Annotated in this window: 16 protein-coding genes; 8 read left to right on the forward strand and 8 right to left on the reverse strand. The window is 66.5% G+C overall.

The features are described from left to right. Nucleotides 1–27: 27 nt before the first annotated feature. On the reverse strand, nt 28–366 hold the full coding sequence (locus tag ABNF93_RS29570; protein WP_502877648.1) for a lipocalin-like domain-containing protein: 339 nt from the start codon (nt 364–366) through the stop codon (nt 28–30). Nucleotides 367–723: 357 nt separating this feature from the next. Here ABNF93_RS29570 and ABNF93_RS29575 point away from each other — a divergent pair, with 357 nt between their 5' ends. The 4 genes from ABNF93_RS29575 to ABNF93_RS29590 all read left to right on the forward strand — a co-directional run bounded on the left by ABNF93_RS29575 (nt 724) and on the right by ABNF93_RS29590 (nt 4,253). Next, nucleotides 724–1,629 carry a helix-turn-helix transcriptional regulator gene (locus tag ABNF93_RS29575; RefSeq protein WP_349331510.1) on the forward strand — a complete coding sequence of 302 codons (906 nt, stop codon included), beginning with the start codon at nt 724–726 and terminating at the stop codon, nt 1,627–1,629. Nucleotides 1,630–1,812: 183 nt separating this feature from the next. Then, nucleotides 1,813–2,832: a zinc-dependent alcohol dehydrogenase family protein gene (locus ABNF93_RS29580; RefSeq protein WP_349331511.1), complete on the forward strand. Its 1,020-nt coding sequence runs from the start codon at nt 1,813–1,815 to the stop codon at nt 2,830–2,832. Nucleotides 2,833–3,077: 245 nt separating this feature from the next. After that, the gene (locus tag ABNF93_RS29585) at nt 3,078–3,437 is read left to right on the forward strand and encodes a cyclophilin-like fold protein (RefSeq protein ID WP_349331512.1); all 360 of its coding nucleotides are present in this window, start codon (nt 3,078–3,080) and stop codon (nt 3,435–3,437) included. A 33-nt stretch (nt 3,438–3,470) separates the two neighbouring features. After that, nucleotides 3,471–4,253, forward strand: a complete 783-nt coding sequence (locus ABNF93_RS29590) for a glucose 1-dehydrogenase (protein WP_349331513.1) — start codon at nt 3,471–3,473, stop codon at nt 4,251–4,253. A 1,154-nt stretch (nt 4,254–5,407) separates the two neighbouring features. Here the strand turns inward: ABNF93_RS29590 and ABNF93_RS29595 are convergent. Then, on the reverse strand, nt 5,408–6,589 hold the full coding sequence (locus ABNF93_RS29595; RefSeq protein WP_349331514.1) for a HupE/UreJ family protein: 1,182 nt from the start codon (nt 6,587–6,589) through the stop codon (nt 5,408–5,410). Further along, on the reverse strand, nt 6,586–9,975 hold the full coding sequence (locus ABNF93_RS29600; RefSeq protein ID WP_349331515.1) for a metallophosphoesterase: 3,390 nt from the start codon (nt 9,973–9,975) through the stop codon (nt 6,586–6,588). Before ABNF93_RS29600 ends, ABNF93_RS29595 begins: the two co-directional genes overlap by 4 nt. A 538-nt stretch (nt 9,976–10,513) precedes the next feature. Here ABNF93_RS29600 and ABNF93_RS29605 point away from each other — a divergent pair. The 4 genes from ABNF93_RS29605 to ABNF93_RS29620 all read left to right on the forward strand — a co-directional run bounded on the left by ABNF93_RS29605 (nt 10,514) and on the right by ABNF93_RS29620 (nt 15,497). Next, nucleotides 10,514–11,467 (forward strand): DUF6454 family protein, encoded by a 954-nt coding sequence (locus ABNF93_RS29605; protein WP_349331516.1) that lies wholly within the window; start codon nt 10,514–10,516, stop codon nt 11,465–11,467. 334 nt (nt 11,468–11,801) lie between these two features. Beyond that, a complete protein-coding gene (locus tag ABNF93_RS29610) occupies nt 11,802–13,427 on the forward strand; it encodes a flavin monoamine oxidase family protein (RefSeq protein WP_349331517.1) in 1,626 nt (541 codons plus the stop codon). A gap of 73 nt (nt 13,428–13,500) precedes the next feature. Beyond that, nucleotides 13,501–13,674, forward strand: a complete 174-nt coding sequence (locus ABNF93_RS29615; protein ID WP_349331532.1) for a hypothetical protein — start codon at nt 13,501–13,503, stop codon at nt 13,672–13,674. Between the two features lie 242 nt (nt 13,675–13,916). After that, the gene (locus tag ABNF93_RS29620; RefSeq protein WP_349331518.1) at nt 13,917–15,497 is read left to right on the forward strand and encodes an alkaline phosphatase D family protein; all 1,581 of its coding nucleotides are present in this window, start codon (nt 13,917–13,919) and stop codon (nt 15,495–15,497) included. Nucleotides 15,498–16,127: 630 nt separating this feature from the next. Here ABNF93_RS29620 and ABNF93_RS29625 read toward each other — a convergent pair. The 5 genes from ABNF93_RS29625 to ABNF93_RS29645 form a co-directional block, all read right to left on the reverse strand. Beyond that, complete coding sequence (locus tag ABNF93_RS29625; protein WP_502877649.1) at nt 16,128–16,517, reverse strand: ribonuclease FAU-1 family protein; 390 nt, start codon at nt 16,515–16,517, stop codon at nt 16,128–16,130. Between the two features lie 33 nt (nt 16,518–16,550). Then, the gene (locus ABNF93_RS29630) at nt 16,551–18,353 is read right to left on the reverse strand and encodes a calcineurin-like phosphoesterase C-terminal domain-containing protein (RefSeq protein WP_349331520.1); all 1,803 of its coding nucleotides are present in this window, start codon (nt 18,351–18,353) and stop codon (nt 16,551–16,553) included. Nucleotides 18,354–18,476: 123 nt separating this feature from the next. Next, on the reverse strand, nt 18,477–19,643 hold the full coding sequence (locus ABNF93_RS29635) for a HupE/UreJ family protein (RefSeq protein WP_349331521.1): 1,167 nt from the start codon (nt 19,641–19,643) through the stop codon (nt 18,477–18,479). Nucleotides 19,644–20,032: 389 nt separating this feature from the next. Continuing rightward, complete coding sequence (locus ABNF93_RS29640) at nt 20,033–20,806, reverse strand: endonuclease/exonuclease/phosphatase family protein (protein ID WP_349331522.1); 774 nt, start codon at nt 20,804–20,806, stop codon at nt 20,033–20,035. 594 nt (nt 20,807–21,400) lie between these two features. Then, complete coding sequence (locus tag ABNF93_RS29645; RefSeq protein ID WP_349331523.1) at nt 21,401–22,897, reverse strand: alkaline phosphatase D family protein; 1,497 nt, start codon at nt 22,895–22,897, stop codon at nt 21,401–21,403. Nucleotides 22,898–23,326 lie beyond the last annotated feature (429 nt).

A 23,326-nucleotide genomic window follows, 5' to 3' on the forward strand; every position in this document is an offset into this window, starting at 1 on the left:
CCCCGCTGGTGAGCGGCGCCGTTCCGGCTAGATGCGCTCGTATGTGGCTCGCCAGCCTTCTGCTGGATCTGGCGGCGTGAGGACCAGTGTGTCGCCTGACACTTCGAAGACGCGGGTCAGGCGCTGCCCGATCAGGTCGCGCACCAGTGACGACTCGACATTCACGGCGAACGTGCCGGCGGATCGGTCGACAGAGACGGTCCCGTAGAAGGCTTCGTAGCCGTTCAACGTGTACGGCGTGTCCGGAGCGTCGGGCTCGGGGTTCATGGCCTGAACCGACATGGTGCCGGACTTGGTGAAGACGATCTGGCCGGAGTACGGCACAGGTTCGAGGTTCCCTTCGGTGCCGACCTCCAATGAGGTCATTCGCCACGCGCCAACGAGGGGAGCCGTGCCCTGTGAAGACATGCTCTGCTGGGCGAACGATGGTGCAGAAGTCAGGAGGGCAAGCGCAAGTGCAAGTCCTAGTGCAAGCGAGGCGATCTTTGACTTTGTCGTCACTGTCGAGTCCTTTACTTCTTCACGGTATTGAGTGATGAGGGATATTGATCCGCTTTGTCGGGTGTCCAATGGCTTGGTAGCCGGCAGCGGCGGTCGAGCGGGATCCGTCCGCGGCTCGGCCGGTTACAGTCAACGCCGCGCGGAACCGATGAGGGAGTCTCTGTCGAGGGGCGTACTGATAGGGCATCCCAGCCGGCCGGGACGCGTCGTACGGTCGGTGCTGTGGATAACCGTGCCGAGGTCCGTGAGTTCTTGATCTCGCGGCGAGCCAAGATCACACCCCAGCAGGCAGGTATGCCCGACGTCGGCACTCGCCGGGTGCCCGGTCTACGCCGCGCCGAGGTCGCCGCGCTCGCCGGGGTCAGCGTCGAGTACTACGCCAAGCTCGAACGCGGGGCGCTCGGCGGCGTGTCCGCCTCCGTCCTGGACGCGATCGCCCGCGCCCTGCAACTCGACGACGCCGAACGCGCCCACCTGTTCCACCTGGCCCACGCCGCCGACGGCACCAGCGCCGGGATGCGTCCCCGCCGCCGCGCCGGCAAGCGCTGGACGCCACGCCCGAGCCTGCAATGGGTACTCGACAGGTTCACAGCGGCCGCGATCGTCCGCAACGGCCGCATGGATCTGCTCGCCTGCAACCACCTCGGCCGCGCCATGCACGCCTCCCTTTACGACACCACGGTCGCAGATCCCAATGGTGGCCGTGGTGCAGTAGAACGGCCCAACTTCGCCCGGTTCACCTTCCTCGACCTCGATGCCGCCCACGACTTCTACCCCGACTGGGACGGTGCCGCCGACACCTGCGTCGCCATCTTGCGCACCGAGGCCGGCCGCGACCCCCACGACAAAGATCTCCACGACCTCGTTGGTGAACTGTCTACCCGCAGTGAGGAGTTCCGCCGCCGCTGGGGCAGCCACAACGTGCGCTACCACGGCGCCGGCACCAAACACTTCCATCACCGCGACGTCGGCGACCTCGAACTCGCCTACGAAAGCGTCGACCTGATCTCCGACCCTGGCCTGACTCTCACCCTCTACGTCGCCGAGCCCGCCTCATCCACTGCCCGCGCCCTCGATCTCCTCGCCTCCTGGACCGCTACCGCCCCGCACGCTCGCGCCACTCCGTAGTCGAGGCGTCCGACCGGTCTGCTGGCGGTCATCGCGAAGGGTGCCCTGTGGGTACACCCATCGACAGGGACTTCCACCGCGGCGACCGGCCACGTTCACTCGAGACGTGGCCCTTCACCGGTGCCAGGCAACCCCAGTAGCCCGATCACGGGGTTACGACGTCACGCCTAAGAGGAGCGCACGATGCACCAAGTAGTCATGCACAAGCCCGGGGACGTACGGGTGGAAGACCGCGACGACCCGAAGATCATCGAGCCGGCCGACGCGATCATCGGCTTGTCGGCGACCTGCATCTGCGGCAGCGATCTGTGGCCCTACCGAGGCGCCGAGCCCGTCGACCACCAGGTGATGGGCCACGAGTACGTCGGCGTCGTCGAGGAAGTAGGTCCACAGGTGCGCAACATCAAGGTCGGCGATTTCGTCGTCGGTTCCTTCTGGGCCTCCGACAACACCTGCGAGATCTGCCGAGCCGGCTACCAGGCCTACTGCGTGAACCGCGTCCTGATGGGCACCATCGGCACCCAGTCCGAGCGAGCCCGCATCCCGCTAGCCGACGGCACCCTGGTCGCCACCCCTGGAACGCCCGACCCCGACCTCATCCCGTCGCTGATGGCGGCATCCGACGTGCTCGGCACCGGCTGGTTCGCCGCCGTCGCCGCTGAGGCCGGCCCGGGCAAGACGGTGGCCGTCGTTGGCGACGGCGCCGTCGGGCTGCTCGGCATTCTTGCAGCCAAGCAGCTCGGCGCCGAGCGGATCATCGCCTTCAGCCGCCACGCCGACAGACAGGCCCTCGCCCGGGAGTTCGGCGCCACCGAGATCGTCGAAGAACGAGGGGACGCCGGTGTTGCCCGGGTCAAGGACCTCACCGATGGCCTCGGTGCCCACTCGGTCATCGAAGCCGTTGGCACCCAGGAAGCCATGATGCAGGCCATCCACTCCACCAGGCCGGGCGGTCACGTCGGGTTCGTCGGCGTCTCTCACGACGTCACCATTCCCGGTGATGAGCTGTTCATGGCCGGAGTTCACGTCCACGGCGGCCCGGCCCCGGTGCGGCAGTACCTGCCCGAACTCATCCAGCTCATCTGGGACCGCAAGATCGACCCTGGCAAGGTCTTCGACCTCACCCTGCCGCTGGAGCGGGCAGCCGAGGGCTACCAAGCCATGGACCAGCGCACCGCCACCAAAGTCCTTCTCACGGTCTGACCGATCCGACCTCGACCGGTGCCCCGACCTGCCGGAGAGAACCAATGAAAGCCGTCCGCCGTACCGCCACGGTCGTGCTGACCTCGTGCGTCGCGTTAATCCTGGCTGCCTGCGGACCCAACACCACCCCCGACGACCCAGGTCACACCGGTCAACCCACGGCGACAACCACCACCGGACCATCAGGCCGTAGCGAAACAGCTGGGCCCAGCTCACAGCCGACGCGCCGCACTCAGGAGGGCGCAATGAGAATTCACATCACCATTCGTGATCAGCGATTCCAAGCCACCCTCGACGACAGCGCCGCCGCGCGCGATTTGGCTGCGCAACTGCCGCTCACCGTCGAGATGACCGACCACGGTTCGGTGGAAAAGACAGGGCCGCTGCCCTCCCCGTTGTCCCTGGAGGGTCAGCCGGCCGGTGCGGACCCCGACGTCGGTGACGTCGGCTACTACGCCCCCGGCAACGATCTCGTCCTCTACTACGGCGACCAGTCCTACTACAACGGCATCGTCGTCCTGGGCCACATGCACGATGACGCGGCCGAGCGCATCGCGGACATGGACGGCCCGATCACCGCCACCGTCACGACTTTCGACAACTGACACCCCGGCCCACCCCAGCAGCAGAATCACGTCGTGCAGGAGGACGCAGTGAATCCGACCTACGACTTCTCCGGGCAGGTCGCCCTGATCACCGGCGCCAGCTCCGGCATGGGCCTGGCCACCACCCAGGCCTTCGCCGCCGCCGGCGCGGCCGTAGTGATGGCTGACATCAACACCGCCGCCCTGACCCAGCACGCCGACGCCCTCACCGCTGCCGGTCACCGCGTCATGCCCGTGCCGTGTGACGTCGTAGACGAGGCCAGTGTCGCCGCCGCCGTCCGAACCGCGGTCGACACCTACGGGCGTCTCGACATGGCATTCAACAATGCCGGCATCCAGGTACCGCCCACCGACGCTGCCGACGAGGCGGCCGAGATCTTCGACCGCGTCAACGCCGTCAACCTACGAGGCGTCTGGGCCTGCATGAAACACGAGTTGGCCGCCATGCGCGCCCAGGGCAGCGGCGCCATCGTCAACTGCTCATCCCTCGGCGGCCTCGTCGGCCTGCCCGGCCGTGCTGCCTACCATGCCTCCAAGCACGGGGTCATCGGACTAACAACGAGCGCAGCCCTCGAATACGCGCCCCGCGGCATCCGCATCAACGCCGTCTGTCCCGGCACCTTCGCCACCCCCATGGTCGACGACATGATCGCCAAAGGCGAACTCGACCACGACGAGGCGATCGCGAACCAGCCCATCGGTCGCCTCGGCCGGCCCGACGAGATCGCAGCCGCCGTCCTCTGGCTATGCAGCCCAGGAGCAGGCTTCGTCACCGGAATCGCTCTCCCCGTCGACGGCGGCTACACAGCTCGGTGACGGCGGATCCACGTGAGCAGCCGACGCTGCCCGCCGCCTTCACACGTACTGGCGGCTGGAGTAGCGTCCTCGGGTCCACGTACGGCCCGGCCGTCGTTCCCGACTCGCCGTGTCGCATCTCGGCCGCCGTCGCGCCAGCGCTCCCGCATCCGTCGACTGGGCTGGGTTCTCGCCGACGCGGGCACCCGCATCGTTGCCCGTCCGCACAGGCCTTCCTCACCAAATCTGTCCCTCCTGTCCCGCGACCACCTCTCACCGGCGCAAACATCGCCGATCAGGAGGGACAGCTGTGTCAAGCCGGGTCGCGAGCATGGGTCGCCGGCTCAGCAGGACGCATCAGTCCCGCACCCGACGGCATGCCTGCGACGCGGGCTGAAGCAGCTGCCAGCCGATGAATGTTTCATCCGCTCCTTTGGCATGCAGCTGCGGAGCCCTACACACGCGATGTCGCATTCACGTGGCGGCCCGGCCTGGGGCCCGCCGACTCACCCCGACCTTGGGGCGTATTAGGGGCAGGCGGCCGTAGATCATCGGATCCGGTCGGGTCCAGCCGGGTATGACATGAAGAAGCCTCCGACCTGAACGTGCAGGTCAGAGGCCGTTTCAGAGGTGTGGCAGGTACTGGGTTCGAACCAGTGTAGGCGAAGCCGACGGTTTTACAGGCAGTGGGCATCCGTCATGTGACCAGCAGCTTCGCCAGCCGACGTCGGATCTCGCCGCGTACACGCCGTGCGGCGAATGGCAACGCTGGGGACTAGGTGACCAGCAGTGGGTAACGCCGTCGCTGTGCACCGGGTTTGACGGTGCGCGAGTTGCTCGCGCATCTCACCGCCGCAGCGAGCCTCAACCCGCGCGGTTGCATGCGGGCGTGATCCGCTGACGGTTCGGCTTCGACAAGCAGGTTGCCATGCGGCTGGCCGAGCAGCTGGACGCACGCTGTCGAGACACGTTTACGGAGCGCACGGACCTACTGCGACGAGCTCGGAGGGAGACGGTGTCGCGACCATGCGCGACTGTTGTGGGATGGCCAGCTGATCCAGTCCAGCGAACCGGGCGGTATACGCACTGCGGATGGCACGAGTACCAGGCGCCGTTGGACGACCGAGCCACACTGATTCCGAAGCCTGCCTCAGCCGGTGTCCGCGGTTCCCAGGTCAGCCCCCAACTGGCCGCTCGAGAAACCAGATCATGCCGATGGCTGCGGCCGCGACGGCTACCGTGGCGATGGCCCGGTCGCCCACCGAGGTTCGACGCAGCAGCATGAGCAGTGGGAATAGGACGGCGATCAGAACCAGTTGCACCACCTCGATCCCCATGTTGAACGCCAGCAATGACCAGAGCAGCTCCCACGACCAGCGCGCGTCGATGCCCAGCGCCCCAGCGAAGCCCAGCCCATGCAACAGTCCGAACGCGAACACGACCGGCAACCGCAGCTGTGTCGTCCGCTGGGCCACGGCCCCCCGCCCGACCAGGTGGAGCAGGGCTACCGCGGCGATGGACAACGCGATGAGGGGCTCGACGACATTCGCCGGCACGTCTATCACGCCGACCGCGGCGAGCAGGAAGGTGACGCTGTGCGCCGCGGTGAAGGCTGACGCGGCCGTCACGATGTCCCGGAGCCCGCGCGAACTGATGAGCAGGACGAGAACGAACAGGAGGTGGTCCGCTCCGAGTAGGAGGTGCTCGCAGCCGAGGACGAAGAACGCCCCCACCTGGTGCACGAGCCGCTGTTCGCGAGGGGTGACGGTCGCGCCGTCACTGGTCGGCGAGTCCTTGACGGTAGAGCTGATCTCCTGCTGGGATTGCGCGGCATCGAGGGCGGCCGAACCCTGCACGCCGCCGACGTCGTAGTGGACGATTGTCTTCGTGCTGTGGACGAAACTCTCGCCATCGGGGAAGAGCGCGCTGAAGATGGCGTGGACGCCGACGGCGGCCCCGTCGCAGTCGTAGGCGAAGGTGAGCACCGCGAAGGCCCTGCCGCTGCGGACGCTCACGTCCGCCGGGCCGGACGGTCGGGCCTTGCACAGTCGGTCGTCGTATGAGACCTGGAACCGGTCGACGATGTAGGCGGCCACCGCGTCGGCGTTCAGTTCGAGCTGGCGTAGCTGCTCGGCACGCCCGGTGGCCTGGTATGCCTCGGAGTAGAGCCACGCCGACTTCATGAGCAGGTCGTACTCCAGCTCGAGGACGGCTTCGACGTCGATGCCGGTACCCGTCACCTCGGCGTAGGCGGTCGTCGTCGAGTCATGAGCATCCGCTGGGATGGCGGGCGCGAACAGCACGGCGATCGAGCCCAGGAGGACAGCGGCCTGGCCGAGGAGTCGCTGGACGGTCACCGCTCGCGGGTTGCGAAGACGCTCGGCCGCGACGACGTGGTGCCACCACCCGTCGACTGCGCCGTGACTATCCAGGCGTAGGCCGTCCCCGGCTTGAGGCCCTGCCATGTCACCGACGCCATTTCGCCCGACGGGACCTGGGTTTCGCCGATCACGCCGACCGGTGCGTAGAGCGCCACCGAATCGGTGCTGAAGCTTGTGGTGCGGCTGGTGAGATCGACCGGGAGCACCATGTTGTCCTCGAGCCCGTTGTAGCGGTGGTTGCCGTCGTACTCGGTGGCACCGAAATCGTCGAGCATCGGGGAGTAGGTATCCACGGACATTTCGCCACGGTCCACGTCGAACTGGAGCATCCGGAGGAAGCTTGCGCCGAACTGGAGCTGGGCGTTCGGCTCGTAGCCGCCGACCTCCGTGAGCCCCAGCCGGTCCGCTGACACGGTGTAGAACTGGTAGTCCGCCAGCAGCTCGACCACCCCGTTGCCGACCTCGCCGACCTCGGGCTTCACGTTCGTTCCCACACCGTGCTCATGGCCGGCCAGGATGAGGAACACGTTCGGGTTGTCCTGGACCACCGTGTTGTAGAGCATCGAGCCGTCCGGCGCGGAGAACGTCGCGCCGCGACCGTCCGGTTTGCTCGACGGCGCCAGGTAGTCGTGCGACAGCAGGATGCCGTTGCGGTCCGGGAACCTCTTGAAGATCGAGTCGGCCCACTCTCCCTCGTCCCGGGTCACGCCGTAGGACAGGCCCACGACAACGAAGTCCAGACCGCCGGCCGAGAACAGGTCGTAGTGGTTCTGATTGTCTCCCTCACGCCACGGGCCGCCGTACTCCGCGTCACTCCAGCGACCGGACGCAGCCGCGTAGCGGTCGGGGCCGTAGTACTGGTTGTAGATCGCGCCTGGGCCGTTCTCCGTGCCGGACTGGTTGTCGTGGTTGCCCGCGATCACGCCGTTGGCGACGCCCGCGTCGTCGAGCACCCGCTGCTGCTTCGAGGAGACCTCGAACTCGCCGACCACCTGTTCCTCAAGCTCGGGCGTCGCAGGCTTGCGGATGTTGTTCTCGATGATGTCGCCGGTGTGGGCGACGTACGCAATCTTGCGCTGTTCGTCGTTCTCGATGATCCAGTCGACGATGCCGGCGTACGCCGACTCCCAGACGGCACGCTCCTCGGCGGTCTCCTGCTCCACGGCACCCTCCGAGAGGTACTGGGTGTCGGTGAAGTGGACGATCGAGAAGTCGTAGGCGGCCGGGTCGTCGAAGTGGTCCTTCGAGCCGGGGTCGATGTCGTCGGCGAACGGGTCCTCGCCCGTGACCAGGACGTGCACTTGCTGCTCGTCGATGTAGTGCGGGCCCACCGTCGCCGTCAGCACAGTGGAGTCCTCGACCGCACCCCGGCGGCTAGCCAGCGCGTCCCAGCGCTGTGTCTGCAGGTTCCACGCACGTAGCGAGACGACCCGGGCGGGGTCGATGACGCCCTCCCAGCGCAGCACCGGGGACTCAATTGAGCCCTCCACCTGGACGTCGAACCGCTGGTAGGTCACGTCCCGACCGGCCAGCGACTCCAGCACGCCGGTGTCACCGGGTGCAAGCACCTTGGTGTCACCGATGTTCTGCTCACCAGGGACTCGCTGCGTAGTCGGGATCGACGAGGTGGAGCCCTGCCACCCCTGAGCGGGGGTGAGGATCTCGGTCTGCGAGAACGTCGCGGTCACCGGACCACCATCGGGCTCACCGACCCTGGCCTCCAGAGTCGTCGTCGTCTGCACGTCGGTGGCACCCGATGCAGGCGACAGGCCGGTCGGGTCGTCCGGGATGCCCGCTGACTGGAACACGATCTCGCGGGTGGCAGTGTTGCCGAGCGAATCCGTGCCCGTGACGGCGAGGGTGTGCTCACCGGCGGAAAGCCCGGGTCCGACGAGGGCACCCAGCTCGATACGCGTGCCGTCGAGCTTGACGTCCGGTCCGGACATGACGCCCGAGGCATCGTCAAGCTGAACATCCAGCGGCACCGATGACCTGATCGTCACGCTGGCGGCCGGCGTGCTGGCCGAGATCGTCGGGGCGGTGTTGTCCGTGAAGAGGGTGCGCGTGGCGGTCTGACCCGTGCCCGAGGTGGCCGAGAGCGTGTGAGGGCCGTCGGCGAGCCGGCTGGTGTCCAGATCGGCGCGCAGCCCGCGCGCGGGCGCGTCGACGGAGAACGCGAGGTCGACCTCGCGCAGCGCGGTCTTCGACGAGCCACAGTTGCCGTCACCCATGCTGTACGACGTCTGCAGCCCCTGGCCGGCGGCCGTGCCGTGCGCCGCGGTGAGGACGATATTGGAGATCGTGTAGTCGTCCCGGTTGTTTCCGCAGGAGGTGGGGAACGTACCCGTGACGAACCTGATGGTGTTGTCCCCCGGAACCAGCCATTCGTTGGGAACCGGGACGTCCACCCGCTCGCTGGCGAAGTCGCCACCGATGTCGAACTTCATGCCATTGACAAGTAGGAAGCTGTGGTACCGCTCCTCGATAGAGTTGGACCCGACCGTGAAGCTGAACGTCGCGTCGCCCGAGCCCAACGTGGGACGGCTCGGCACATCCGCGCCGTCGACGGTCAGGGACTCCACCGTCCCGCCGCCGGCGGCCGGTAGCGACGCGAAGACCGGCTGCGTCCCCCGGGCGATCGTGCCGTCCGCCGGGGTCAGTCGCGGCGCGCCCGACGGAGCGTTGTTGACCGTCACGGTATGGCTCACCGACGCCCCCGAGGCGGTCCTTGCCACGATCTCGTGCTCGCCATTCCCGATGGTTGTGGTGTCCAGAACCGCAGACAGGCCAGTGGTCCGCTGCGGGTCGCCGAGGACGAAGAAGGTCAGCTCGGCATCCAGCCGCAGCGAGCTGTTGGAGCCACAATTGCCGTCACCGAAGGCGTAGGAGAACTCGTTCTCCTCACCGTCGGCCACCTCGCCCAGCAATTCCAGCCCAAAGTTCGACAGCACGAAGTCGTCGTGGTTGACCCCGCACGACGTGGTGATCGTCCCGGTGATGACCTCGATCGTGTTCTCGCCCTGGACCAGGTGCTCGTTCGGGATGTCGAGGCTGGCCCGCTCGTTGACCAGGTCGGGAATGTCGATCCGGTGCTCACCATTGACCAGGACGTAGTTGTGGTAGCGGGCCTCGGTCGAGTTGCTGCCCACGTCGAAGCTCAGCCGAGACACGCCCATGGTCTGGTCGGCATCGAGGGCCTTACCGTCGATCGTCAGGCCGGTCACGTCGTCGTCGGCGACGGTCGGGACTGCGGCGACGGTCTGGTTGCCTTCGAGATAGGCGCCGTCATCAGGGGTGAGCACAGGCGGGCTCGTCGGCGACGGATCCGGCTTCCCGGGTGGCACTGCGTCCGCGGGCGTCACGAACCATCCCGTGGTGAAAAGCGCTGCGGCGGCCAGGGCCGCCAAGAATGTGGTCGAAGACCTGGTTCCTGCATGCCTGCTCGGAGCAGGGCGGGATGGCCTGCGGCGCATCAGGGCGCCATCCTCTCAGGGGTCGGAGCGAGTAACGGCCTACTCGCCCCGTGTGTGCAAACCTCGAGACGGGCCGAGTGAATGATGGCGAGGTTCGGTGAACGGCGACGTGATCACCGGCAACGCCTCAGCAAACGAAGTGGTGCCGTTCGGTGCCACCGGGGTTCGATTCGCCGAACTGCAACGAGGCGCCAAACGCGAGCGTGGGCGTGCCTCGTGGCGCAAGGACACACCGAATACTTCGGATGCTTGGTCTCGGGCGCGAGTACGCCTTCAAGACGAAGAGGTACGGAGGCCGTTTGGTCCGCTCCCCAGGATGCGGCTCGGCCCCCTCCCGGTCGCCCCTTCGTCATTGCGACGCTACCTGGGTCGCTCAGGATGAATCGCCCACGACCCGGGCAGTTCATCTGTAGCAAGGAGCAGTTGTATGCGCCCCATCTTCACCGCGGCCCTCGCGGGCGTCGTTCTTGCGGCGGCGGCGGCAACGGCCGCGGTCGCGAACTCCGCGCACACCGGGGAGCAGCGCCGCGAAGACCCGGTGGTCGCAGCGTTCGCTAACACGACACGGTCAGCTCCGTGGCGGGAGGTCCAGCGGATTCCGCTGCGCTTCCCGACACATCACCCGCAGGGCTTCGCGCTCGTCGGGGACAAGATCTTCATGTCAACCGTCGAGATCACCGAGGCACCAGTGCGTTACCCGGAACCCGTCGACGGCTACGACCGTACGCCGGGCAAGGGCGTCGGGCACGTCCTGGTCCTGGACCGTCAGGGCAGGCTGGTGAAGGACGTCACGCTCGGCGAGGACATCATCTACCACCCCGGTGGCATCGACTTCGACGGCACCTCGGTGTGGGTGCCCGTCGCCGAGTACCGTCCGAACAGCAACGCCATCGTCTACCGTCTCGATCCCAGGACCTACCGGGTGTCGGAGGAGTACCGGGTCCGCGATCACGTCGGCGGGGTGGTTCGCGACCGGACCACCGGCAACATCCACGGCGTCAGTTGGGGTTCGCGCACGCTGTACTCCTGGACGCCGGCCGGGCGGCAGCTGTCGACGCAGCCGAACAACGATCACCTGCTCGACTATCAGGACTGCGACTACGCCGGCTGGCGCAAGCAGATCTGCTCCGGCATCACCGGCCTGCCGACCGCGAACGGCACCACCTATGAACTCGGCGGAATCGTTCTACGCGACCTGCGGGACAACCGGATCCTCCACCAGGTTCCTTTCCCCAGGTTCTCCACCGCGGGGCACGCCGTGACCCGCAACCCGGTGGCGCTCGAGGTGTCAGATGACAAGCTGCGCCTGTTCGCGGCGCCGGATGACGGTGAGGAGGCCGCCGGCACGGAGCTGATCATCTACGAGTCGCCGCCGGGTTGACCGCACCCGCGCGGACCGGCGAGCCCCGACTCACGCGGCTCGACGAAACGCCATCCGGATTCCGTAGCAGGTCACCAGCCGCTAGACACGTGAAGGTTCGAAGCTAGGCAGTGCATGTGGCACCGGGCCGACCCGGCGGCGTTGCGGCCGGTCGGGCCGCTGGTGACCGGTTCGGGCCGCTGGTGACCGGTTGGGGCCGCATCTGGCAAGTGATCGAACTGTTCGCGGCTCTTCGACGTGCCTTCGTGCAGTGCGACGGGGGCGCGTGCGCCCAGGACCATTAACCGGCGCGTACGTGTCGATGGAATCGTTCACGGAGCGAGAAGGAGTCGACATGGCAGTGACACCAGGAGCACTGACACCGGGTACCCCGCAGGGCTGGAGCCGGCGGACGTTTCTGACCAGGCTCGGCGCGACGGGCGGCGCGACGGCAATGTACGGGGCCATGGATGCACTCGGCCTAGTACCGTCGCCGGCCAACGCCGAGACCGTCGAGTTCGTGCCGCCCCGGCCTGGCGACATGCCGGCCGGAGCGACCGGCCGGCGAAGGGTGGCCATCCTGGGCGCGGGCACGGCCGGCCTGACGGTGGCCTACGAGTTGGGCAAGGCGGGCTATGACTGTCGCGTCCTCGAAGCACGTGACCGGCCAGGTGGCCGCGCACTGACGATCCGTCGCGGAGACCGGCACACCGATACCGATGGCGTGACGCAGGTCAGCGGCTACGACGCCGGCCAGTACTTCAACGCTGGACCGTCCCGGATCCCGAGCCACCACCTGACGATCGACTACTGCAAGGAGCTCGGCGTCGCTATCGAGCCGATGGTCAATGCCAACGCACAGGGCCTCTACTATCACGAGAACACCCCGACCGTGGACTACGGGCCGCTGGCGAGCACGTCTGTTACCCATAGGCAGGCAAAGGCCGACTGGTACGGCTACGTTTCGGAGCTTCTGGCCAAGGCCGTCAGCCAAGGTGCACTCGACGACGTACTCACCGCAGACGACGCCGAACGGCTGGTCGAGTTCGCACAGAGTCTCGGGGGACTCAGTGGCGGGCGCTACATCGGCAACAACAGGCGTGGCTATACCGAGGCGCCGGGTGCCGGCGACCAGCCTGGTGTTGTCGACGCCCCGCCACCGCCACTGTCGACAGTCCTGCAGAGCCGGTTCGGGGAGCGGTTTGCGTTCGAGTTCGGCTTCGACCAGGCGATGATGATGTGGCAGCCGGTCGGCGGCATGGACAGGATCAGTGCGGCGCTCGCGGACGCGGTCGGACGGGCCCGGATCTCCTACAACGCGTGGGTCACCGACATCAGTAACACCTCGACAGGTGTGCGAGTCACCTACCGCCAAGGTTCAGACGTCAGGTTTCTTGACGCCGACTACTGCGTGGCGACCATCACGCCGATGGTGCTACGGACGATCTCGTCAAATTTCTCGACCGAGACCAAGGAGGCCCTCGCAGTCCCGGTCGGCGCCAACACCGGCCGGATGGGGATCCAGTTTCGGCGACGGTTCTGGGAGGAGGACTCCAGCATCTTCGGCGGAGTCACCCACACCAACCTCGACGTGTCCGGGATCTACTACCCGTCGTACGGCTACTTCGGCCGCAAGGGCGTCGTGGTCGGTTACTACTCGGGCGCCTACACGAACCTCACCGTCCCCGACCGCATCACCCGGGCCCTCGATCAGGGCGTCAAGATCCACGGGAACGCATACCGAGATGAATACGAAAACGCGTTCTCCGTCGCATGGCCCAAGAACCCCTACACACTCGGGGCCTGGGTCCAGTGGCCCGGCGGACGGGGAGCCGCCTACACCCACCTTCTCCAACCAGACGGCAACGTCTACTTCGCCGGCGATCACCTGAGCTACTACACCGCCTGGCAGAACGGCGCATTCCTGTCTGCTCGTAAGGTCGTCATGGACCTGCACGCACGAGCCGTCGCCACCGCGTAGCCCTGCGGTCCAGTGTCTCTTCAGTGACCTAGGGCAATCGCCGACCTGCCGGCCCCCGCACCGCTCGGTCAGGCTGGCCATCACGGCGGCCAACGGCCAGGCCGCAGGAATAGCCGGACTGCTGGTGTGCGCGCAGACCGGCATCGCCCTACCGGCCGCGGGGACCGGCTACGAGCTGCAGGTCCTCACTGCTGTGCTCGTCGGTGGCACGAGCCTGGTCGGGATCGACCAGCCCCCGGCGAGGTGATTGCTACCGCCGAGCCCGGGCGCCAGCTGCCTCCCACGCGGGAGGCGGTGAGCGGCGGTGCCGGCCACATCGAGCACCCGGAGCCGAGAGCGGCGCCAGCTTCGTCGGACCAGTGGCCGGTACTGGCTGGTGCTTGTCGTCTTGCCGTCGATCTGGCGCCACCTGTTGCTCATGTGCGTCAGAAGGATCGTGTCTGACGCATTCTTCGAGCTTCAGCATCTGCTGAGATGGGGTGGAGATCGGTGCGAAGGTTTGCCAGGCGCGGGTTTCTCGGGCTGGCGGGGGCGGCAGGGATCAGTACGGCATGGACCCTGAGCGGGTTCTCTGCGGCGAAGGCGTGGGGTGCTCCGGCGTTCTCCGGTGACCCGTTCCAACTCGGTGTGGCCTCCGGCGATCCGGAGCCGGATGGCGTCGTGCTGTGGACACGACTTGCTCCCACGCCGCTCGCCGAGGACGGGCGTGGCGGCATGCCCGAGCTGACGGTTCACGTGGGCTGGGAGGTCGCCGAGGACGAGCGGTTCCGGCGAATTGTCGTACGCGGGAAGCAGAAGGCCACGCCCGAGCTCGGGCACTCCGTGCACGCGGAGGTCACGAAGCTGCGACCCGGCCGCGAGTACTTCTACCGGTTCCGGGCCGGCGACGCAGTGAGCCCGGTGGGTCGGACCAGGACGGCTCCGGCAGGCGGCGCGATGCCGGACGAGATGAGGTTCGCGTTCGCGTCCTGCCAGAACTATCCCGACGGCTTCTACACCGCGTACCAGCACATGGCGCAGGAGAACCTCGACGTGGTCGTCCACCTCGGCGACTACATCTACGAGGGTTCAGCGCAGGGCAGCATCGGCAGGGGACATCTGCCGGCCGCGGAGATCTTCTCGCTCGCCGACTACCGGATCCGCCACGCGCAGCACAAGACTGACCCGGACCTCCGGGCGGCGCACGCCGCGTTCCCGTGGATCGTCACCTGGGACGACCACGAGGTGGAGAACAACTACGCCGACGAGAACTCCTCCGACCCCGATCAGTCGCCGGAGGAGTTCCTCCAGCGACGGGCACTGGCCTACCAGGCGTACTACGAGCACCTTCCGTTGCGGCGAAGCTCGTTGCCGCATGGTCCTGACCTGCAGCTCTACCGCAGGGTGGGGTACGGGCAGCTGGCGGAGTTCCATGTCCTGGACGGACGCCAGTACCGCAGCGACCAGGCGTGCGGAGACGGACTCGTCGTGCCATGTGAGGAAGCCGCCGATCCTGCCCGGACCATGCTCGGTACGGCGCAGGAGCGCTGGCTTGCGAACGGGCTGGCCGCGTCTAAGGCCAGGTGGCAGATCCTCGCCAACCAGGCGGTGATGGTCGAGGCCGACCGCGACCCCGGACCCGGGAAGCTGCTGCCGATGGACAACTGGAACGGGTACGAGCCGGCACGTCAACGACTCTTCGACGCAGTCGCCGAACGGGGTGTCGAGAACCTCGTGGTGATCACCGGCGACGCCCACGCCAGCATGGTCACCGACCTCAAGCTCAACTTCGAGGACCCCGCCTCGACCACGGTCGGCGCGGAGTTCCTCGGCACGTCGATCACCTCTGGTGGTAACGGGTCGGCGATGGACACGCGTGGCCAGGAGTGGCTGGCCGCCAACCCCAACATGAAGTACTACAGCGGTCTGCGTGGCTACGTCCGCTGCTCAGTGACCGACGACGAGTGGCGTGCTGACTACCGTCTCGTGCCTTTCGTACGAACGCCCGGCGCACCAGTCCACACCGACGCCAGCTTCGTCGTCGAGGCCGGACATCCCGGCGTCCAGCTCGACACGTCCTCGGCCGTGTGACGGTCGCCGGTCCCGTCCGCGTCCATCTGCGCGTATCCATTCGTACGAACGACCCGCAGGCCGGCAGATCGCCGGCCAGGAGCTGAGTGAAGATGTCTTCAGACCTGTAAACGGCGTAGCCTGCTCCGGGCCGGAGGCCTGCTGGCGGCCGGGGGGAGTGTGAACATGCTGCCGGGCGTCGCGTTCGCCGCACCTCTGCAGCCAGACGCGCCGCGGCGGCGGGCATGCCGGACGCGTACAAGCGGGTAAGCATGTCGATGCACACGCACTCCTGCTTCAGCGAGGGCCGCAGCTTCGCCGTCGTCCCGAACGAGGGGCCGGTTACTGACACGGCACATGTATTCGTCGACGAACCGCACAGCCCGGCCGAGCCAGGCAAGGCAATGCTGGTGGTCGCGACCGGGCCCGAGTCTGCGTGGGCAGCCACCTACCTGTGGGCGGATCCCGGCAACAGCCCGGCGCGCCCAGCTCTCGTGGTACGGCGAGAGGACAGCGTGCGAACACGGATCGACGACCACGACTCGGCGCGGCCTGCTGCCGCGACCCGGATGATCGGACACGTGACGGCCCGTACGCAACTTTGGAATCGTCACATCGAGTGGCGCGACGGCCGTGCAGTCTTCGGTGGACTCAGCACAGCTGGGTGGTGGCCAGGGTGAGCGTGTCCACCGGAAGAGTGGGGAGGGCCCATCTCGGGTCGCGTCGCCAGCCGAGCCAGCGGTCCTCGAACGGCCCTGCACGTTCCTTCAGCAGGGCGATGACCTGTTCCCGTGCCTGCTCGACGCGACGGTGATCGGTATCGGTGATCACACCGAGCCGTCGAGCTTGGTTGTACTCCTCTTCGTCCTTCCAGCGGAAGGACAGGTCCGAGTCGATGACCAGGTCCAGCAGGAGATCGAAGGTGTCGATACCGATCGGGGTTCGTCGGTACGGCCGAACGAAGTCGACGTACCAGCCGTGCGGCTGCTCGGCGCCTACGAAGAACAGCGAGACACTGAAGAACATGCCGGGCATCAGAATATCGAGCTTCGTGGTGTGAGGACCGCTGACGCTCTAGCTCCCCAGAACGTCGAATCGCTGGGACGTCTTTGTCGTTCGCCCGTACGGGTCAGTGCTCCTGATGGTCACCGTGTGCTCGCCGGCTCCCAACTCCTGCGGGACCGGGACTGTCCAGATGTGTGAGGACGGTTCCGGGTTGACTGGCCGTTCGGAGCCTTCCAGACTCTCCCGGAGGGCTCGGATGTAGGTGTCCAGGTTGCCGTTCGGGACTCCGTCCGTCAGACCGAATGACGGCGGGTTGTAGTCCATCGGCAGGAAGTCGCCGTTGTCGAAGCGGACTTCGACCCGGTGTCGTTCGCCTCCGTCGAAAACGTTCGCCTCTACTAGGGGGACCTGTTCATCGTTCCAGTCGCCGGCTGCGAACCGCGGCGCTGGGCTGATGCCGCCGGACCCGCTCGGCCCGGACGGAATCCAGACGGGTACTCCGTTGCTGAGCGTCCGGTTCCCCTCGCCACCGCGGAAGGTGATGCGCATCTGGAAGTCATCTGGGAGGCTGGCGGGCTTGTAGCGCATCCGGTAGTCGTTGCCTTCCACGTCGAGGAAGTAGTAGCCGTTGGGGTTGCCATCCGCCATGTCGGCGGCGGGGACTCCGCGCGCGTCGGTCGGGCCGGTGCTCCAACCTCCGCCGCGGACCTCGGCGAGAACCTGGTGGTGGAAGGTGCCCTTGCCCGGCCACACTGCCGGGTTGGCGCCGGGTGGTGTCGGGCCCATCTCTCCAGGCTCCATGTAGGTCTGCCAGCTGTTCGACGTGTCATGGCCGGAGGTGCTGAAGATGTGCTTACGATCCTTGAGCACCTCGAAGAGCTGGTCGAGGTTCACAGTGTTCTGAGCCTGGTCCCCGATAGCCTCGGTCCTGAGCGGGATGTGTGTAGTGATGACGATCAGTTTGTCCTTCGAGACATAGGCAAGATCGTTGGCAAGCCACTCCAGGCGACGCTCGTCGAGGTAGCCGCGGTACCCGCGTCCTTGGCCGAGGTAGTCGATATTGTCCATGTTGACGAAGTGCGCCTGACCGTAGTCGAAGGAGTAGTCGGTCGGCCCATAGACGCTCTTGTACGTCTCGGTGGCGTACGTGTCGTCTGGTACGTCGAAGTTGATGTCGTGGTTGCCGGGCAGGTTCCACCACGGGACACCCATCGTCGCGATGATCTCATTGTGCGGCCCGAACAGATCCAGAGGATCATTGACGACATCGCCGGCCGTCACTCCGAAGGACGCGTCGGTGCCGGTGAGCTCGTTCGCCACATCGGTACGAAGGTCATCCAGCTCAGCGAGCGTTGTCGTCTGCGGGTCGGCGAAGACGAGCGCCTGGAATGTGTCGGACTCCTTCTCCTTGTACAGGGGGAAGTTGACGGACTCGGGCAACGGACCAGTTGGTGAGATTCCAGGATAGTCGGTCGCGACCGGTGAACCTTCTGGGTAATGGATGTAGTAGAACCTCGGCAGCTGCTTGTCGTCGACGGGCACCATGTAGCCCGACGGCTTGGTCACGAAGATGATCGTCTCGTCAGTCACATTGATGCGGTAACGCCCGTTCCTGTCAGTGCGCACGACCTCGCGCCCGTTGGAGACCGACACGTGACGGACACCAGGTTCCTGAGCGTCCTGCTTTCCGTTCTTGTTGCGGTCCTCGAACACCACGCCGGTGGCGACCTGCGGCTCGGTCGCCGCGGCCTGCGCCCAGGAAACCGCCGGCTCGAACGCCGGCTTGCCCATCGCCACCATTGCCAGGGAGAGCGTCCCCGCGAAGAGCGTCCTGTGCATTACCTTCTTGTTGAACCATCGGGTCTCGGCCATGTTCGGCACCTGTCATCGGTTCCTTTCTCGACTGCCTTCTGACGATGCGTTCGGGAGAAGAAGTCAGGGGTTGGCCGCTGTCGGACTGGCCGTCCATCGGCCGATGCGGAGAGCACAGTTCAGCTATGCCAGTACGAGCCTCTCGACGAACCACACGACGCCGACGGTCGTGATCACACCGGTCGCGCCGAAATGTACGTACCGCGACCACGTGAACGTGCGTACGAAGAGGAACATCGGGAGGAGCAAGGCCACCATGAGCGCCTGCCCGAGCTCGATGCCGACGTTGAAACTCACCAGCGACGAGACCGCCGACCAGTCAAGATCGCCACTGAACTGGAGCGCTCCGGCGAAGCCCATGCCATGCAGGAGGCCGAAGCCGAAGACCACCGGCAACTGATACCTCGCTCCAGGTCTGCCGAGGGCGTTGGCGGCAGCGACGTAGGCGATGGACAGGGCGATCAGCGGCTCGACGACGGACGACGGCACGGTCAACACGTCGATGGCGGCCAATACCAACGTGGCACTGTGCGCCAGCGTGAACGCGGTCACCACGCCCAGCACCTCACGCAGTCCTCTGGCACCGATCAAGAGCGCTACCACGAAGAGGACGTGATCCAAACCGCCGAGGATGTGATGGAAGCCCAAGGCAGCGAAACGGTACACCTGGCGGACCAGGCTTGCCTCGCCCACGAGCAGTTCCCTGTGCTCGGCGTCGAAAACGAATTCCCCAGTCTCGCCCGCCAGGTGGTAGCTGGCCACATTGCCATGTCCCGGGTCCAGATCCCCCACGAGCACCGAGTACCGGACCTCGTACTCGCCTGTACCCGGGCAGTCAAACAGCACCGAGACACGTGCGTAGGGCTGCTCGAAGCGCTGCTCGACACCCGTGTCCTCGACAACGGCGTCGCAGACCACTCCGTCCACGAGCACCTGCAGATGCCGATCGAGGTACTCGGCGGCCTCGTCCTGGTCCCTCTTCAGCTCCCGCTCGGCGTCATCGGTTGAGATGTCCCCCGGCTCACCTACACCGGCGACCGTCGCGAACGCTGCATAGTCGACAACCAGCTCGTAGCGCACGTCGTCGCCCTGTTGGGCGATCTCGGAGAAGCCCTGGGTATCCAGCGTATGAGCAGCTGCCGGACCAGGGAGCAGGCAGACGGCCCATACCGAGGCGAGAACGACCGCGAGGAACGTCGTCGACTCGGTGCGTGCCGATCCCCTCCCTGGCCGCGGCGAGCGGTCCGCGCGCCGGTCGCTTCCGCAGACCGTGCTTCTCCGCCTGGACACCCCAGAACCCCCACTCAGAATGGCGGCCTGCACGCACGCCGGCCTGCCTGCTTGACAGACCTGCGTGCGCAGCCCCGAAGGCCGTGCCCTTTCGACATCCCAAATCAAAGACCGCGAGAATGACAAGACCACCAGTTGCCGCGCGAACTCCTGATGAACACGGCTGGTCTGCCGGATCGGCGTCCGAGCCCCCACACGATGGCATGTGCCGCCCGCGAGCACCTGGACGATCCGCAGCGCGGCGCAGCTGGGAGTGCCCGGCACCGGACCCGCCTGACGCGAGCGGCACGGCGGCATCGCTCGAGGACACCACTGCCACTACGCGAGGACCAGACTGGGGCCGACGTCAGCCGCACGTACGTCGGCCCCTATGTGGCTATCTGGCGGCCTCAGCCGGTGGGTAGCTGGAGCACTGCCTGCACAGGCAGGTGGTCGCTCGGGAACTGGCCGTTCTTTTGGAAGGTGTTGATGAAGCCCACACGGGTCCGCACCTGAGGTGTGGTCAGGATCCAGTCGATACGGCTTCCGCCCGGCACGAGCGGCCGGTAGCCGTGGAAGGTGGCGTACAACGGACTTCGCGACTCGGCCACTTCCCAGCTGTCCAGGAACGGACCGTTGGCCACGAGCATGTCGTTGACAGTTTGGCCGGCTGCCGCTGGTTCGTTGAAGTCGCCGGTGATCACGATCGGGAGGTCTGGGTCGAATCGTTCGGTCCGCTGGAGCATCAACTGAGCCGACTTCGCTCTCGCTTCGGCGTCGAATGCCTCGAAGTGCGTGTTGACAGAATAGAACTCGACGTCGGCCTCGCTGTCGTAGAAGCGAATCCAGGTGACCATGCGCGGACAGCAGCCGCCCCAGGTCTTCGAGCCCACCACGTCCGGAGTGTCGGACAACCAGTAGTGGCCGTACTCCAGCGGATCGAGCCGGCGACTGTCGTAGAAGATCTGCATGGCCTCGCCCTGCGAGCCACCGTCCCGCCCCTGCCCGATGCTGTCGTAGTACGCGGGCAGGTCGGCCTGGATGTCTCGCAGCTGCTGGTAGAGACCTTCCTGGGTTCCGATCAGATCGGGGAGTTCTCTCCGGAGCAGTTCACGCATGACCGGACGCCGCTCCTGCCAGGAGTTCGGCGGCGTGCTGCTGGCGAACCGAAGGTTGAACGACATCACGTGCAGCTCACCGCGGTATACCGGGCCAATCCCTTCCACTGCATCGGTCGTTGCAGCGGAGGCGCTGACCGAGGGTGCCATCAGCACACTCGCGAGCGCAAAGAAGACGCCGAACACGCCCAAGGTTCGACAGCGTGAGGACAGGCTGAGCATGGGACCTCCCGAATGGATACGACCGCCCTGCGGCCAACCGGAAGAACGCTAGGAGTGCTGTACTTCCGCCACGGGTACGGCCGGTAGCCCAACAGTGAAGACCTGCGCACAGGGTTTCTCACCAAGCCCCTCGCGCAGGCGCTCCAGTCCACACGGACGCGTTCCTCGTTCGAGGCGGCTGCCGACCGGCATTTGACGAATACTGATGCTCCAGCCCCTGCGTCAATGGCACGTGGATGCGAGGTGGGTGTTCATGGGCAGCGACAGCTACAACCGGGCCTCGCTGCGCCGCAACGGCGAGGCCGGCCCGCTGCAGACGATTGCGGCGAGGGTCTTCCTTACGGAGCGAACGTCTTCGCGATACAGCCGTCGGGGACAGCTCCGTGAGCCGAGCCCGTGCGTACACGCCGGCATCGCGACCCGCGTACTGACGTGCCTTCAGTCCGATGGTGGGAGCTCGACCGTGTAGAGAATGCTGCCGTCGATGTCGCGGAGCCTGACGGTCATGGCTCGGGTGTCGCGGTCGAAGGCGACCTCGCCGAAGAACTGGTAGCCGAACGCCGGGTTGCCAACGTCGGCGGTGGGCGCAGCCTGCGAGTAGACCACCTCCGGGCCGAAGGTGGCATCGATCCGGTTGGGTTCCGGGGCGACCCCGACGGCGGCGTTGAGCGGGCCTGAGACGAACTCCCAGAAGGGGTCGAAGTCCGTGAACCTCGCACGGGCGGGGTGGCAGTGGTGGGCGGCGGTGTAGTGGACGTCGCCCGTGACCCACACCATTCCGGTGATGTGGTGGCGTTTGGCGTAGGAGAGGAGGTCGGCGATCTCGAGCTCCCGGCCGAGCGGTTTGCCTGGCTCGCCCTGCGCGATGGCCTCGATCGCGGCGCCGTCGGGGACGACGAGGCTGATCGGCAGGTCCGCTGCAAGCACCTTCCAGGTGGCCTGGGAGGCCCGCAGCTGTTGCTTGAGCCACTCGAGCTGCTGGCGTCCGAAGACGCCGCCGTCGCTCGCTGTCTCGAGCCCGGTGGTGTTCGGGTCCTTGTAGGACCGCATGTCGATCACGAACACATCGAGCAGGTCGCCGTACCGCTGCACCCGGTAGATCCGGCCTTCGTCGTCGCTGCGGATGCTGGTCGGAAGGTACTCGTGGAAGGCCTGGCGAGCGCGGGCGGCGAGGACGTCGACCCGCTTCTCGGTGTAGCGGCTGTCGTCGAGAATCTCGCCCGGGTACCAGTTGTTCGTGACCTCGTGGTCGTCCCAGGAGTTGATCTGCGGAACCTCGGCGTTGAACCGGCGGAAGTTCTCATCGAGCAGGTTGTAGCGGTAGTTGCCGCGGTACTCAGCCAGAGTCTCGGCAACCTTGGACTTCTCCGGCGTGATGATATTGCGCCACACAGTACCGTCGGCCAGCGGCTTCTCGGCCGGGATCACGCCGTCGGCGTAGATCAGGTCACCGGAGCAGAGGAAGAAGTCTGGGTCCAGCCTCCGCATCGACTCGAAGATGCGGTAGGCGCCTCGGGAAGGGTCGATTCCCCAGCCCTGACCGCCGAGGTCGGCCGACCAGAGGAAGCGGATGTCGGCGACTCCGGCAGGCGCGGTGCGGAATCGGCCGACCGCAGGTTCGCCTGTGCGCGCGTCGTCATCAGGGTCAGAGAGCACGACACGGTAGAACACGTCCTGACCTGCGGGCAGTCCGCGGAGGACAGTCTTGCCGGTCAGGTCGCTGCCGTGGCCGAGAATTGGGCCGGTGACCCGTCGTACCCGACGAAACGACTCAGTCGGACTGACCTCGACGAACATCCGTGCCGGCCGATCCGCCCGCGCCCACAGCACTGCGGATGTCGCAGAGACGTCGCCAGACTGGACGCCGTGACTGACCGCCGGGCGTCCGGACCGGACCAAGCCCGCCGCGGCGGCCGCGGGCAACGGCAGAAGCAAGGAGGCTCCGCCCACCCCGCCCGCGAGAAGCACCGCGCGGCGGCTGGGACCACGAGCGGTCCGGTCACCAGGGACGGAGGATGCAGGCGAGTTCAGCACGAGATGGCTCCAGGGATCGAACGACTGTTGTCGTCCAGATCCAGCCAGCCGAATCGAAACCGGCGATGTCCCAGACGGGAAGCGCATGCGAAGTAAGGGATAAGCCGTTCCCCGAATCTCGAGCGGAACAGTGGCCGAGCACTCGCCGACGCGGATCCAGGCGCGTCACCGGCGTTCCTGACCAACCTGGTCCAGTTCACCTCGTGCATTCGCCGCACCTTAGCCGGCCACGACACAACAGACCGAGACGGCAATCGGCAAGTTCGAGCCCAGCATTCCCGACTGGTACTACATCCCTCGACGTTCCACAGGGTGCCCGGCAGATCGACG

The sequence above is a fragment of the Actinopolymorpha sp. B9G3 genome, from assembly GCF_040120725.1.
Classification (GTDB): Bacteria; Actinomycetota; Actinomycetes; order Propionibacteriales; family Actinopolymorphaceae; genus Thermasporomyces.

Bases quoted from the DNA above. Each gene is read 5' to 3' on its own strand.
- ABNF93_RS29570 (WP_502877648.1), bottom strand. From the start codon at position 366: ATGACCTCATTGGAGGTCGGCACCGAAGGGAACCTCGAACCTGTGCCG.
- ABNF93_RS29580 (WP_349331511.1), top strand. From the start codon at position 1,813: ATGCACCAAGTAGTCATGCACAAGCCCGGGGACGTACGGGTGGAAGAC.
- ABNF93_RS29585 (WP_349331512.1), top strand. From the start codon at position 3,078: ATGAGAATTCACATCACCATTCGTGATCAGCGATTCCAAGCCACCCTC.
- ABNF93_RS29605 (WP_349331516.1), top strand. From the start codon at position 10,514: ATGCGCCCCATCTTCACCGCGGCCCTCGCGGGCGTCGTTCTTGCGGCG.
- ABNF93_RS29610 (WP_349331517.1), top strand. From the start codon at position 11,802: ATGGCAGTGACACCAGGAGCACTGACACCGGGTACCCCGCAGGGCTGG.
- ABNF93_RS29630 (WP_349331520.1), bottom strand. From the start codon at position 18,353: ATGGCCGAGACCCGATGGTTCAACAAGAAGGTAATGCACAGGACGCTC.
- ABNF93_RS29640 (WP_349331522.1), bottom strand. From the start codon at position 20,806: ATGTCGTTCAACCTTCGGTTCGCCAGCAGCACGCCGCCGAACTCCTGG.